Raw genomic sequence first — 13,936 nt, forward strand, 5'->3', positions numbered from 1 at the left:
ATGTCCGCTACATTCTCCCGCGCCCGCATCGTCGCGGACATCGCCTCCGTCACCGACTACCCGGCCGACGAGCTGAAGGACGACACCGTCCTCACCGACATCGGTCTGGACTCCCTGCGCATGATGGAACTCATCGAGGACTGGCGTGCCGACGGGGCGTCGGTCGACTACTACGAGCTCGTGACCCACCCGACGCTCGGTGAATGGGTCACCCTTCTCCGCGCCGGGGAGCAGTGATGACAGGCCCCCTGCCCGCCACCGGCTCCCCGGGGGCGTCAGGCTGCATGACCGCCGCGGCGATCACCGCGCACCTGACCCACGCCGACACCGCCACGGTCGAGCGGTTCTGGACCCGCGTGCGCACGCTCGGCACACCGGTCGACGCAGCCCTCCCACTCGTCGCGCCCGAGACCGGCGCGGGGACGGACACCGGTTCCGCCGCCGGGGCCGGGCCGGTCACGGACACCGCCGCCGGGGACACGCGCACCGCTGACGCGACGATGCAGGTGACGTTCCTCTGGCGCCAGGAGCGGGGTGCCACCTGCGACCGGGTGTATCTCCGGGTCAACCGCGTGACCGACAAGGGGCGGGAGGCTCTCGGTCTGATGCACCACATCCCGGGGACGGACGTCTGGGTCCTCACCCTCGACCTCGCCCCGACGACCCGCCTGAGCTACGGATTCGTCCCCCTGCCCCCGGGCACGGAGCCGCCCGCCGGCCCACCGCCCGTCGTGCCCCGTCACCTGCGACCGCACCCGGATCCGTTCAACCGGTCCCGGCCACTCATCGTCCACCGCGAGGGCATCGGCCATTCCGTCTACCGTGGCCCGCTCGCCGGCCCGCTCACCGAATGGGACGATGTCGCCACAACCAGCACGGGACGGGTCCACAGCACCGTCATGCGGCTGCCCGGCGCGGCGCGCCCGCCCGGCGGCGGGCACCCGGTGCTCACCCCGACGATGCGCGAGAAGCCGCTGCGCCTCCTCCTCCCCGCGCCGCCGACAGTGGCGGATGAGGACGACCCGCGCCCACCGGCCCCGGTCCCCCTGATCACGATGTTCGACGGAGACCACTGGTTCGACGATCTCGGACTCCCCGCCGCGATCGACGCCGCCGTCACCGCCGGCCGTCTTCCCGCGGTCGCGGTGCTCGGCGTCGGCAACGCGGACCGGGCGGACCGGGTCGGTTCCCTGGGACACAGCGCCGATCTGCTCCGCGCCGTCGCTGACCAGGCGATCCCCTGGGCGGAGGACACGGCCGCGGCGCACGGCATCACGTTGGCCCCACCGGGTGACCGCCGGCGGATCGTGTGCGGCTGCAGTCTCGGAGGACTGGCCGCGCTGCGTAGTGTCCACGAAGCCCCGGGGACCTGGGGCGGCATCCTGGCGCAGTCGCCGTCCCTCTGGTGCACCCCCGGCAGGCCAGGTCGACCGTCGGAACCGGGGCCCGGTCACGGCGAGACGTGGTTCACCCGCTGGATCCTCTCCCACCCGCGCCCGCCGGAGCGCGAACCGCAATCAGTGTCCCGCCCGCCGGAGCCGCGACCGCAATCAGGGTCCCGCCCGCCGGAGCCGCGACCGCAGTCAGGGTCCCGCCAACCGTCGGAGCCGACGCCACCCGACGGTCACCCGCTACCGCAGGTCAGGCTGACTGTCGGCCTACGGGAGCCCCACCTTCTCCCGCACGTCCACGAGCTCTCCCTCACGCTCGAAGCCCTCGGGTGGCCGGTGGACACGAGGGTCTACGACGGAGGGCACGACGACGCTTGGTGGCGGGCCGGCGTCATCGACGGACTCGAGAGCCTGCTGAGGGGGGCGTCGTGACTGATCAGAAGCACTTTCCCACCGCAGGGCCCGCACCGACCGTGCCCCCGGCCCCGCCGTCCCGGGACGGTGAGCCCGGACTGCCCCTGACCCCCGGGCAGATGTCCGTGTTCCTGGCACAGGCGGCGGACCCGACCTCGACGCGCTTCCAGTGCGCTGAGCTGCTCGTGTTCGACGACCGGCCCGACGTCGCGGTACTCCGTGCCACAGTCACCGACTGCCTCGACCAGATCGAGGTCCTCCAGTCCGCGGTCACGGCGACTCCGGGTGACGACGGGGCCCGGCTGGTTCCGCACCCGCACCGCTACGAGGTCGCGGAGCCTCTGGCGCCGGATGGGGCGGTCGACCTCATCGACTGGTGTGCCGCGCGCATCGCGGTGGCCCCCGGGGACGACGCCGACCGGACGTCGGGTGTCGACGCACCGTTCTCCCTGTCCGGGGACATGCTCTCCGGCCATGACCTGCTCGACCTCCCCGACGGACGGTTCGCCTGGCTCGCCCGGTTCCACCACGTCATCGCGGACGGTTTCGCGGTCCACGTGATCATCCGCTGGATCGCGGAGTGTTACACGGCGCGGGTCGCGGGCGCCGCGTCGCCGGGTGTCGCCGACCGGTTCCTCAGCCACGCCGAGTGCCTCGGGCAGGCGGCGCAGGCGGCGTCGTCCCCGGCGCGGGAGGCAGACCTCGAATACTGGCGTGACCTGCAGTTCCCCGTGAGTCCCCCGGTGCTGGCGCGCCACCGGCCCACCCCGGCACCGGCGGCCCCGGGGCCCCGGAGGACGTACCCCCTGGCCACGACGACGCTGAGCCCGGACGACCACCGGGCGCTCCGGACGTTCGCGCGGGACCACGGCGTCTCCGAGGCGACGGTCCTCGCGGCGGTCACCGGCCACTACGTCGCCGCGGTGTCCGGCACGGGGACGTCGCCGGGATCGGACCCTGCGGTGCTCGGCCTGCCGGTGATGGGCCGGCCGGCCGGGAGTCGGCTCACCGCCGTCGACCCGGCTGTCACCGTGCTCCCGCTCGTCGTCGAGCCCCACCTGCGGCCCGACGACAGCCTCGCAGCCGTCGACCGCGCCCTCGCCGGTCTCCGCCGCCATTCGGGGTGCCGGGCCGAGGACATCCGGCGGGTACGCGGGGTGACGGATCCCGACCGCCTGCTCACGGGGCCGAGCCTGAACATCCGGCCGTTCTCTCCGCTGTTCCGGTTCGGTGACACCCGGGCGACCCTGACGACAATCTCGACGGGGCCGGTCACCGACCTGGAGTTCATCGCGCAGTCGCGCCCGGACAGTGGCCTTGACCTGCAGATCATCGGTCGCCCGACGTGGCACACCCACGATGATGCCGACCGTCACTGCCGCGGGGTGGCGGCGATGATCCGGCTTCTGGTCCACGCGCGTCCGCGCCACTGGGCCGAGATCCCGTTGCGGCCGGCCGACCACCCGCCGGCCGATCCGCCAACCGGCCCGTCAACGGATCCGCCAACCGGTCCGTCGGCCGACCACCCGCCGGCCGCCCGCGGTTCCGCGGACTGCGCCACCCCCGGCAGCGCCACCTCCGCCGACGCCACCGCTGCCGCCGACCCCACGACGCTCACCCGGCTCCTGCGCGACGCCCGGGAGCGCGACCTGGCCGACCCGGATCTCCGCCGGTCACCGGGGGTCCGCAGCCCGGTCGGGGACCTCGACCGCGCGGAACGGTGGCGGGAGGTCGACCACCTCGCGGACCACCTCCTGGCCCTCGGCGCGGGGCCCGGACGGACGGTCGGCATCCACCTCCGGCGCAGTCCGGCGTCGTGCATGGCTGTCGTCGCGACGGCGCTCACGGGCGCGGCGTGGGTTCCGCTGAACCCGGACCTCCCGCCGGACCGGCTCGCGTCGATGGTCGAGACCTGCCCGCCGGACATCCTCGTCACGGACGTCGGCGGCGGAGGCGTGGACACGGACGCGCCGGTCGTGCGGCTCGACCCGTCGTCCCCCCGACCCGGAACATCCCTGGTCACAGACACCGGAGCATCGTCCGCCCCAGGCCCCCACGCGGCCTCCGCGCCGACGTCCGCGCCGACCTCCGCGCCGCCCCGCGCGGCGGCGTCGCCGCATCCGTGGGACACCGCGTACGTCATCTTCACGTCGGGCTCGACGGGCCGACCGAAGGGTGTCGCCGTCCCGCACCGCGCGATCGCCGCGCGACTGTCGTGGATGGCGGATCTCCTCGGGGTGGATTCCGCCGTCCCGCCCGGCACGACCTCAAGCCCCACGAGCCCGACCGCGCCCGGCACGGCTTCAGACCCCGCCAACCCCACCACCACCCGGCCACTGACACAGCCGCACACCGTGATGCAGAAGACACCCATGTCCTTCGACGTCTCCGTGTGGGAGCTCCTGCTGCCGTACACCCACGGCATGTGCCAGTCGATCGCGTCGGACGGCGCGCACCGGGACCCGGCGGTGCTGCTCCGCGAACTCCGGGAGACGGCCACTACGGTGTGCCACTTTGTCCCGAGTGCGCTGAAGAGTGTCCTCGTCGACGCCGGCCACCCCGCGCCCACCACGGACCCCACGCCACACGCCGCCCCCGCGCCCACCGCGGACCCCACGCCACACCCCGCCCCCGCGCCCACCACGGACCCCACGCCCACGGCGGGCATCCTTCCGCGGCTGCGCCACCTCGTCCTGTCGGGGGAGGTTCTCGACGCCGCCACCGCGCGGGCCGCCTTCTCCACATTCGCCGCTACCCCGCCGACCGGCGCAGACGCCGCCTCCGCTCCCACACCCCCGGACCCCGCACCCCACGCTCCCGCCACCCCGCCGCTCACCGTCCACAACCTCTACGGCCCGACGGAGGCCGCCGTCGACGTCACCGCCGCGTCCTTCACGGCGGACACCCTCGCCGCCGTGACGGAGCCGGACGGCACGGTCGCCGTGGACACGGCCGTGCCCGGGACCCGCGCGGAGGTGGTGGACGATCTCGGTCGCCCCGTCCCCGTCGGGACGCCGGGGGAGCTCATCCTCGGCGGGATCCAGTTGGCCACGGGGTACGTCGGCGCCCCGGCGACCACCGCCGTGGCGTTCACCGCCGATCCCACGGCCGGCGGCCCGCCCGGCGCGCGCGTGTACCGCACGGGTGACGTCGCGACGGTGCGCGACGACGGCCTCATCGTCGTCCACGGGCGGCGGGACAGGCAGGTGAAGATCAGGGGGCAGCGCCTCGAACCCGCCGAGGTCGAGTCCGTCATCACCGGCGGTCCCGTCGCCGCGTGCGTGGCGGTCGTGACCACGGTGGCGGGTGAGCCGACGTTGGCGGCGTACGTCGTCCCCGCGCCGGGGGTGGACGACGCGACCGCCGTGTCCGTCGCCCGGCGTCGGGCCGCGGACGCCCTGCCGGGGTCGGTGCAGCCGGTGGTGCGCGCGATCGCGTCGGTCCCGGTGACGGTCAACGGCAAGGTCGATGTCGCCGCCCTGCCCTCCCCGCTCGAGGTTCTCGCCGGCACCGGCGGGGACGCCGACGAGCGGGACAGCGCTCACCCGCCCGCGCCGCCCGGGACGGCGAGCGCGACGGAGCGCGCGGTGGCGGACACCGTCGCCCGCCTGCTGGGCGTCGGGTCCGTGCCGCCGACGGCGAACTTCTTCGACCTCGGCGGCAACTCGCTCACGGCGGTGCGCCTGGCGACGGAGCTGCGCGCGGTGCTCGGCCCCGGCGTGACCGTCGCCCACGTCATCGCGGGCCGCACCCCCAGAGGGATCGTGACAGCGGTCACGGGGGAGTCCGCCTACTCGCCGATCGTGCCACTCCGGCTCCGGACCAGGGACGACGCCACCTCTCCCCCGGCACCGTCACAGCACGCCCTGCCGCCGCCGTTGTTCTGCGTCCATCCGGCGGGTGGGCTGGGCTGGGCGTACACCGGCCTGCTGCCGTGTCTGCCGGACGGGCGCGAGGTGTTCGCGCTCCAGTCGCCGGGGCTCACGGGCGGGCCGCGTGCGCGGTCGCTGCGGGAGGAGGCGGAGCTCCACGCCGACCTCATCGCTGCTGCGGTCGCGCCCCACGCCGACGCCAACGCCGCCTCCGGGCCCCACGCCGACGCCACGCCCCACGCCGACGCCGACGCCGACGCCACCACCACGCCCCACCCCGACGCCACCACCACGCCCCACGCCACCTCCACGCCGACGGTCGACCTGCTCGGCTGGTCGGTCGGCGGGGTGCTCGCCCAGGAGACGGCGGCGGTCCTCGCCGACCGGGGGATCGGGGTGGGCCGGCTGATCCTCCTCGACGCCTACCCGGCGGAGACGTGGGCGGCCCTGCCTCCGCCGACGGAGGAGGAGCGTCTCACCGGCGTGCTGGCCATGGCGGGGCTCGGCGTCGGGGATCTGCCGGACCCGTCGCGGGTCACGCTCGACGCGGTCCTCGCGGCGGTCGACGGGCGTGGCGGCGTCTTCGGGTCGCTGCCCGCGGACACCGTGCGGACGGTCGCGGAGATGGTGGCACACAACGCCCACCTCATGCGCACGCACCACACGAGGAGGGTCGACGCCACCCTCCACGTCCTCACCGCCGCAGCCCGTGACACCGCCACCCCGGCCAACCCGGCCGACCCGCACACCACCACCCCGGCCGACCCGGCAACCCCGGCCGACCCCGCCACACCGCACACCACCGCCCCGCCGCCCCCGCGCCGTCCGCCCGGCCCGCCCGTCCCGGCGACCCTCGACGCCACGTTGTGGCGGCCGTGGGCGCGCCGCGTCGAGATCCTGCCCCTGCCCGTCGACCACCCGGGGATGGTCTCGCCGACGGGGTTCCGGGCCGTCGCCGAGCTGCTCACGGGCACCCCCCGCACGCACGTGACACAGTTGACAGACTGAGCGGTCTACTGTTGGATAGGTCTCGCAGTGCGTTCATTCCGAACCCCCCTCCTGGAGCCCCGGACGAGGGTGAATCTGCGACATCACGTGCGGCCCGTCCCCGTCGGCCCCCTGCCGTGCGGCACGTCGCCGTCGGCCCCCGGCCGTGCGACCACCGGTCGCGCCACACATCGCACATCAACTCTACGAGGATCAGAGAACTCACCATGACCAGTTCGACGAACCGTCCGCTCACGGACCCGATCACCGCCACGGTCGCCGGGGTTCCGCGCATCGGCCCCCGGCGCGAGCTCAAGAAGGCGCTGGAAACGTACTGGAAGGACCCGTCGACCGGGCGTGCCCTCGCCACGACGGCCACCCGGCTCGTCAACCAGCTGTCCGACGGCCTCACCGCTGCCGGGCTGGATTCCGTGCCCTCGATCGGCCGGAGCTTCTACGACTCGATGCTGGACACGAGCGCGCTCCTGGGTGCGCTGCCGGCCCGCGTCGCCGACGTGCCCGACCACGAGAACGACGGCCTCCCCGTCTACATCGACCGCCTCTTCGCCGCCGCGCGCGGCACGAAGGACCTCCCGGCCTCGGCGATGACCAAGTGGTTCGACACGAACTACCACTACATCGTCCCGGAGCTCGCGGCGGACACGGAGTTCCGGCTCGACGACGCCGCCCTGCTCGCGGACATCGCCGACCAGGCGACCCGCGGGACGGCGGTCCGCCCCGTGCTCATCGGCCCGCTGACGTACCTGGCCCTCGCGCGGACGACCGACGGGTCGGATGCGCTGGACCACCTCGAGGACGTCGTCGAGGCCTACATCCGGCTCCTGCCGCGCCTCGCGGACCGCCTCGGTGCCGGCGCCTCCGCCGACGCCCCGGCCGCCGACGCCGACACCGACGCCGCCGACTCCACCCCCGGGGTGTGGGTGCAGTTCGACGAGCCCTTCCTCGTCACCGACGTCTCCACCGACGACGCCCGCCGCGAGGACCTCCTCTCCCGCACCCGCGCGGGCTACGAGCGGCTCGCCGCGGCCGCCGAGGCCGCGGGCCTGTCCCTCCTCGTCCAGACGTACTTCGGCGACGGCGACCTCGCCGTGAAGACCCTGTCGGGCACGGGTGTCGCGGCGTTCGGCGTCGACCTCGTCACGGGCAGGACCGACGAGCGCTACACCGAGCAGACCGACGTCGCCGACCGCGACCTCCTCCCCTCCTGGACGGGTGAGGAGCTGCTGCTCGCGGGCGTCGTCGACGGCCGCAACATCTGGCGCACCGACCTCGGCCGCGCCCTGGACACCCTCCGCGCGCTCGACGCCCGCGGCCCGGTCGGGGTCTCGACGTCGTCGTCGCTGCTCCACGTCCCCTACTCCCTCGCCCAGGAGACCTCCCTCGACGACGACCCGGAGCTCCGCTCCTGGCTGGCGTTCGGCGAGGAGAAGGTCGCCGAGGTCGCGGTGCTCTCCCGCCTGCTGCGCGGCGAGGCGACGGACGCGGACCGTGAGGCCGTCGAGGAGTCGGCCCGGGCCGTGGAGTCCCGTCGTCGGTCCCCGCGGACGAACAAGGACGCCGTCCGCGAGCGCACCGACCACATCACCGACGCGGACCGCAGCCGCTCCCCCTTCGCCGCCCGGCACGCCGCCCAGCAGGAGCGCCTCAACCTCCCGCCGCTGCCGACGACGACGATCGGCTCGTTCCCGCAGACGACGCAGATCCGGCAGGCCCGCGCGAAGCTCCGCAAGGGCGACATCACGCAGGAGCAGTACGACCAGGCGATGCGCGACGAGATCGCCGACGTCATCCGCCGCCAGGAGGAGCTCGGCCTCGACGTGCTCGTCCACGGCGAGCCGGAGCGCAACGACATGGTGCAGTACTTCTCCGAGCAGCTCGAGGGCTACCACTCCACCGACCTCGCGTGGGTGCAGTCCTACGGTTCCCGGTGCGTCCGCCCGCCGATCCTCTTCGGCGACGTCGAGCGCCCCGAGCCGATGACCGTCAGCTGGTTCCGGGAGGCGCAGAAGCTCACCGACAAGCCGGTGAAGGGCATGCTCACCGGCCCGGTGACGATGCTCGCGTGGTCATTCGTCCGCGACGACCAGCCGCTCGGCGCGACGGCCGACCAGGTGGCCCTCACCCTGCGCGACGAGATCTCCGACCTCGCCGACGCCGGGGCGGCGATCATCCAGGTCGATGAGCCGGCGATCCGTGAGCTCCTGCCGCTGCGCCGGTCGCAGCAGCCCGCGTACCTGCGCTGGGCGGTCGGCGCGTTCCGCCTCGCCACCGGCGGCGCCGCGGACGACACCCAGATCCACACCCACATGTGCTACTCCGAGTTCAACGAGCTCATCGGCACGGTCGGGGACCTCGACGCCGACGTCACCTCCATCGAGGCCGCGCGGTCCGGCATGCAGGTCCTCGGGGCCCTGCGGGACAGCGGCTTCGAGCTGGGTGTCGGCCCGGGTGTGTGGGACATCCACTCGCCGCGCGTCCCGGAGCAGTCGGAGGTCGACGCGTTGGTCGCCTCCGCGCTGGACTCCGTCCCCCCGGAGCAGCTGTGGATCAACCCGGACTGCGGTCTGAAGACCCGTGGCTGGGAGGAGACCACCGCGAGCATCCGCGTGCTGGTCCAGGCGGCCCGCACCGCCCGGGAGAAGGTCGGCTCCTAGCCCTCCCCACCCCGCCCGCGGGCGCCCCGGGGGGGGCAGGGCGCCGCCGCCCGCCGAGGGTCAGCTCGCCCGGAGGGGGTGTCGGCCCGCCCGGGGGTGTCAGCTCGCTCGGGAGGCAAGGGACGACGGCGACAGCCCGGCACACCCGGTGTGACCGGGGCCGGCCCACGGGTGATCGTGGGCCGGGAGCCCCGCACGCCGGCGAGAATTGCACTTACATGTGAAACTCCGTACGCTGAGCGTCATGCACGGGAACCGACCGCGTGCACCACAGATCGGAGGCCCGCAATGAGCATCGCCGTCGACAAGGAACACTTCCACCTCACACCGGAGGAGCAGGCTTCCGCCGAGCATTTCATCTCCGGTCTCCGCCCCGACGTCGATCCGCTCCGGACCACGGACGGTGGCCGGTTGCCGGAGCCCCTGGCGAACGTGATCGCGGCAGTCTTCCGCGCGATCAGGGAAGATCTCCCCATCACCGTCTCGACCCTCCCCCGCGAGGTCACGACGACGACCGCAGCGTCGATGCTCGACGTCTCGCGCCCGACGCTCATGAAGTACATCAGGAACGGCGACATCACCGCCCACAAGGTCGGCGCCCACCACCGCCTCTCGGCCCGCGACGTCCTCGACTTCGCCGAGCGGCTGAAGGAGCGTCGCCGGAACGCCGTGTTCGCCCTCATGGACGCAGAAGAGGAGCTCGCCGACGGGAACCCGACGACCACGCGGTAGCCTCATCGTCGGAACGTTCCCCGCATCCCCTCCATGGACCCACAGTGACGACACCACGGCGCAACTCCGTACTCGTAGACTCCACCATCTGGGCATCCGCCACTCTCCACAGCTGGTTCGGTCTCATCGCCGCCGAAGCCCAGGGCGAGTGGTCCTTCCACTGGACCGAGGACATCCTGGCCGAAGCGGTGAGAGCACGTCGCCGCCGCTTCCCGACCTCGTCGAGCACACAGATGGAGAACATCCGCAATTACCTCATGGCGGTCATGGGCGACAACAAGATCGAACGGTTCCCCACGGACACGACTGTCGAGTACCCGGACCCCGGTGACGCCCACGTCCACTCGGCGGCGGTGTTCGGAAACATCTCGTACCTCGTCACCGACAACATCCACGACTTCGAGCCGCTGTACGCCGATCCCGACGAGCGCCCGTACGAGCTCTACACGTCGGACGCCTGGCTCATGCTCGCCGCCGAGAGCGCTCCGGACACGATCGACTCGGTCATCCTCCAGCAACACGAGTACAACACCCGGCGCGCATCCCCCACAATCTTGTCTCTGATCTGGGGAAGACCTCCCCGGCATTCGCCGAATACGTCCGTCAAAGGCTGCAGAGGCTCACCTGACACCTCGCCCAACCCCGCCCGCGGGCGCCCCGGGGGGTGTCGGCCCGCCCGGGGGTGTCAGCTCACTCGGGGGTGTCAGCTCACTCGGGGGTTTCAGCTCACTCGGGGGTTTCAGCTCGCCCGGGGGGGCAGGGCGCCGCGCCGCCCGTCAGCTGGTCATGTACCCCGTCACGCGGTCGACGACCTCGTCCGGGTTGTTCGAGAGCACGCCGTGGCTCGATCCGTCGAGCACCACGGTGTCCCCGCCGAGGACGGCGCGCATGGCCTCCACCCCGGCGCCGGTGACCGCGGAGTCGCGGGTGTAGCCGAGGATCAGCGGCGGCGTGTCGAGGGCGGAGCCGTCGAGCTGCGTCGCGGTGGACGGCACCGGCCACCCGGCGCACCGGATGCCGGAGGAGAGGAGGTCCTCGTTCATCGCGATCATGTCACCCCCGGTGAGGTTCGCGACGAGGGCGGGGGCGATGCGGTCCTGCCGGGGCACGACCTGGTTCTCGTTGCAGCTCACCGCGAGGTCGACGAGTTCGAGGCCCGTCTGCATCCGCTGGGCGGCCTCCTGTTCCTCGGGGGTCGGCTCGGCCTCCCCACCACCCGGCCCGCCGTCGCCACCCGGCTCACCCGGCTCGTCGCCACCCGGCTCACCGTCGCCGTCCCCGTCCCCGTCCGCGGCGGGCAGCCCGTCGCGGATGAGCTCGGCGACCTGCGGCCAGGACTCCTCCTTGTAGAGCACGGCCGTCATCATGACGGCGCTCATCATGGACATCGTCGGTTCCTCCCCGGCGGCGGCGCGTGCCGCGTCGAACGCGGTGCCGGACCGCCACAGGGCGGGTGCGACGGCGTCGATCACGGCCACGGCCGCGTCCCCGACGGACCCCTCCAGCGGGGCGACGTCCCCGGCCTGCGCCGGCGGCGGGGTGAGCGCCCCGGTCATCCCGGACTCCTCGCGTACCCGGTCGAGCCAGTGGCGGTAGACCTGGAGCGGCGTGGTGCCGAGGTGGTAGTCGTCGTCCCTCTCCGCGACCCAGGCGAAGAAGTTCGCGATCGTCTCGCTCCGCAGGGCCCTGCGGCTCTCCCCCACGCCGAACCACCGGTCGCCGGGGACCATCGGCGAGTCGAGGATCACCCGGCCCGTGTGCTGCGGGAACAGGGTGGCGTACGTGCCCATGAGCAGGGTGCCGTAGGACACACCGTAGAGGTTCAGGCGGTCCTCGCCGAGCGCCTCGCGGACCCGGTCGAGGTCGCGGGCGGTGTTGTCGGTGGTGATGGTGTCGACGTACCCGGGCTGGTTGCGTTCACAGGCCGCGTGGACCGCACCGCCGGTCGCGCTCATGGCGACGACCTGGGCCGGTGCACCGGCGGCGGCGAGCGCCTCGGAGGGCCCGCCGGAGCAGTCCAGGGGCGTGCCCCAGGCGAGGCCGCGCGGTTCGACGGCGATGAGGTCGTACCGGCGGCGGACCTCCTCGGGGAGGTCGACGGGGCGGCTGCCGTCGGGGGCGGCGAACATGCCGAGCGCGTCGCCGCCCGGGCCGCCGGGGTTGCCGGCGATGACGCCGCGGCGTTCCGCGGGACCGCCCTCGGCGGGGATGCGGCTCACGGTGAGGGTGATGGTCCCGGCGTCGGGGTGGGCGGGGTCGCGCGGCACGGTGACGTCGGCGCACCGGGTCGCCGGGCCGGTCTGGGAGCCGGCGGGGCAGTCGCCCCAGGCCAGGTCCCGGGTCGGGGCCGGTACCGGGGGGGGTGCGGAGGCGGGGCGGCAGCGGGGGCCGGTGCGGGGGCACCGTCGGTGAGGTCCACGGCGCCGGCGGCGGGGCCGGGGCCGGTGACGACGACGCCCACCGCCGCGACGCCCGCGACCACCGTCCGGAGCCGGCGTCGCCCGCTCCCCGCCCGGCGGCGTCCCCCGTCGTGTCCGGCCCCTGCGGACCGGGTGCCGTCGTGCCGGGGTGTCCCGGTCTCCACGCTGTCCATGTGTGCTCCACTCTGTCCGACCTGCGTCGGCGGGGCCGGCCACAGTGTCACGGTCATCACGTCGTCACACACCGTACCACGAGCGGTGAAGCCCTATTACTAATACTGTTGTGATAGATGACTGTCCGGCACGGCGGCGGGGGCGGGGCGGAATCGGGGGTCGGCGTGGTCAGGGCCGCCGCCCCCCGCGTCACGGCGTGCCCGGCGCGGCGTCGGGTCCCCCGGCGTAGGCGGCGCGGAGGTCCCGGGCGTAGACGTCGAACACCGCCTCCGGGTCGAGGTCGGTGAGGATCCGCGCGGTCGCGGGCCGCCCCCAGTGTCCGGCGGAACCGGGGTCGTCGGCGACGGTCGTCCCCCGCAGGGGGTCGTCGGCGGTCCCCACGGCCACGGTCGCCTCCCGGGTCGAGTAGCCGACGGCCCCCAGCGCGACCTGCGCCGCCGCGAGGTCGTGGATCTGCGCGGCGTAGCCGACGCCGACCGCATCGTGGAACTCGAAGTAGAAGCGGAGGACGGCGTCGAGAAAGTCCGCGACGAGCGGACCCTCCCCCGGCCGCCCGGCCCCCGACCCCGGGCCCCCCGCGCGCACCGCGGCGGTGATCCGGGCGAGCCGCTCCGGGCGGAGGAGCACCCGCTCCGTGACGTTGAGCGGGCACACCGTGGGCAGGGGCGCGCCCTCGGGCCAGTGCTCGACGACGTGCGCGAGGGCGTGGGGGTCGACCCAGGCGTTCCACTCGGCCGTGGGCGTGGTGTTGCCCGGGTAGAGGAACGCGCCGGTCATGAGCGTGACCCGCGCGGACCGGAGGACGTCCGGCGCGTGATCGACGGCGTGGGCGAGCGTCGTCGCGGGGCCGGCGACGATGATGTGGTCCGGCGCGGCGTCCCGCCACGCACGGACGGCCTCGTCGGGCGAGTCCGGCGCGTCCGCCACCGTCGGCGCGTCCGCCCCGACGGCGGGGATCCAGTGGCCCAGCCCCTCCGGGCCGTGGGTCTCCGGGGTGGTGACCAGCGGCACCTCCCGCGGCGCAGCCGCCCCGCAGGTCACCGGCAGGTCGCCGAGACCGCAGACGCGCAGGACCTCGCGGGAGTTGCGCGCCGCCAGGGCGGCCGTGGTGTTGCCCGCGCTCGCGGTCACCGTGAGGCGGAGCCGGCCGGCCCGGTGGCGGGCGGCGAGCCAGGTGAGGGCGAGGGCGTCGTCGATGCCCGTGTCCACGTCGGCGACGACGGACAGCGGGCGGGGGCCGGGGCCGGGCTGCGTGGTCATGGGGACAGGAT

The 13,936-nt window shown here is 74.1% G+C and carries 7 protein-coding genes; 5 read left to right on the forward strand and 2 right to left on the reverse strand.

Going from position 1 to position 13,936, the window contains the following annotated elements:
- The 5 genes from CBOVI_RS09155 (at position 1) to CBOVI_RS09175 (ending at position 10,071) form a co-directional block, all read left to right on the forward strand.
- The gene (locus CBOVI_RS09155) at positions 1–237 is read left to right on the forward strand and encodes a phosphopantetheine-binding protein (protein WP_010269389.1); all 237 of its coding nucleotides are present in this window, start codon (positions 1–3) and stop codon (positions 235–237) included.
- On the forward strand, positions 237–1,823 hold the full coding sequence (locus CBOVI_RS09160) for an enterochelin esterase domain-containing protein (RefSeq protein ID WP_125186232.1): 1,587 nt from the start codon (positions 237–239) through the stop codon (positions 1,821–1,823). The genes CBOVI_RS09155 and CBOVI_RS09160 overlap by 1 nt, the downstream gene beginning before the upstream one ends.
- Positions 1,820–6,685, forward strand: coding sequence for an AMP-binding protein (locus tag CBOVI_RS09165; protein WP_183273637.1), 4,866 nt, complete (start codon positions 1,820–1,822; stop codon positions 6,683–6,685). Before CBOVI_RS09160 ends, CBOVI_RS09165 begins: the two co-directional genes overlap by 4 nt.
- A gap of 206 nt (positions 6,686–6,891) precedes the next feature.
- Positions 6,892–9,339, forward strand: coding sequence for a 5-methyltetrahydropteroyltriglutamate--homocysteine S-methyltransferase (gene metE, locus CBOVI_RS09170; RefSeq protein ID WP_125186310.1), 2,448 nt, complete (start codon positions 6,892–6,894; stop codon positions 9,337–9,339).
- A 288-nt stretch (positions 9,340–9,627) separates the two neighbouring features.
- On the forward strand, positions 9,628–10,071 hold the full coding sequence (locus tag CBOVI_RS09175) for a helix-turn-helix domain-containing protein (protein WP_010274665.1): 444 nt from the start codon (positions 9,628–9,630) through the stop codon (positions 10,069–10,071).
- 776 nt (positions 10,072–10,847) lie between these two features.
- Here the strand turns inward: CBOVI_RS09175 and CBOVI_RS09180 are convergent.
- Together CBOVI_RS09180 and CBOVI_RS09185 are read right to left on the reverse strand one after the other, a co-directional pair.
- On the reverse strand, positions 10,848–12,338 hold the full coding sequence (locus CBOVI_RS09180) for an alpha/beta fold hydrolase (protein ID WP_290214608.1): 1,491 nt from the start codon (positions 12,336–12,338) through the stop codon (positions 10,848–10,850).
- A 516-nt stretch (positions 12,339–12,854) separates the two neighbouring features.
- Positions 12,855–13,925, reverse strand: a complete 1,071-nt coding sequence (locus CBOVI_RS09185) for a nucleoside hydrolase (RefSeq protein WP_010265497.1) — start codon at positions 13,923–13,925, stop codon at positions 12,855–12,857.
- Positions 13,926–13,936 lie beyond the last annotated feature (11 nt).

Origin of the sequence: Corynebacterium bovis DSM 20582 = CIP 54.80, assembly GCF_030408615.1 — a bacterium.
GTDB classification, from domain to species: Bacteria; Actinomycetota; Actinomycetes; order Mycobacteriales; family Mycobacteriaceae; genus Corynebacterium; species Corynebacterium bovis.

Bases quoted from the DNA above. Each gene is read 5' to 3' on its own strand.
- CBOVI_RS09175 (WP_010274665.1), top strand. From the start codon at position 9,628: ATGAGCATCGCCGTCGACAAGGAACACTTCCACCTCACACCGGAGGAG.
- CBOVI_RS09160 (WP_125186232.1), top strand. From the start codon at position 237: ATGACAGGCCCCCTGCCCGCCACCGGCTCCCCGGGGGCGTCAGGCTGC.
- metE (WP_125186310.1), top strand. From the start codon at position 6,892: ATGACCAGTTCGACGAACCGTCCGCTCACGGACCCGATCACCGCCACG.
- CBOVI_RS09155 (WP_010269389.1), top strand. From the start codon at position 1: ATGTCCGCTACATTCTCCCGCGCCCGCATCGTCGCGGACATCGCCTCC.
- CBOVI_RS09185 (WP_010265497.1), bottom strand. From the start codon at position 13,925: ATGACCACGCAGCCCGGCCCCGGCCCCCGCCCGCTGTCCGTCGTCGCC.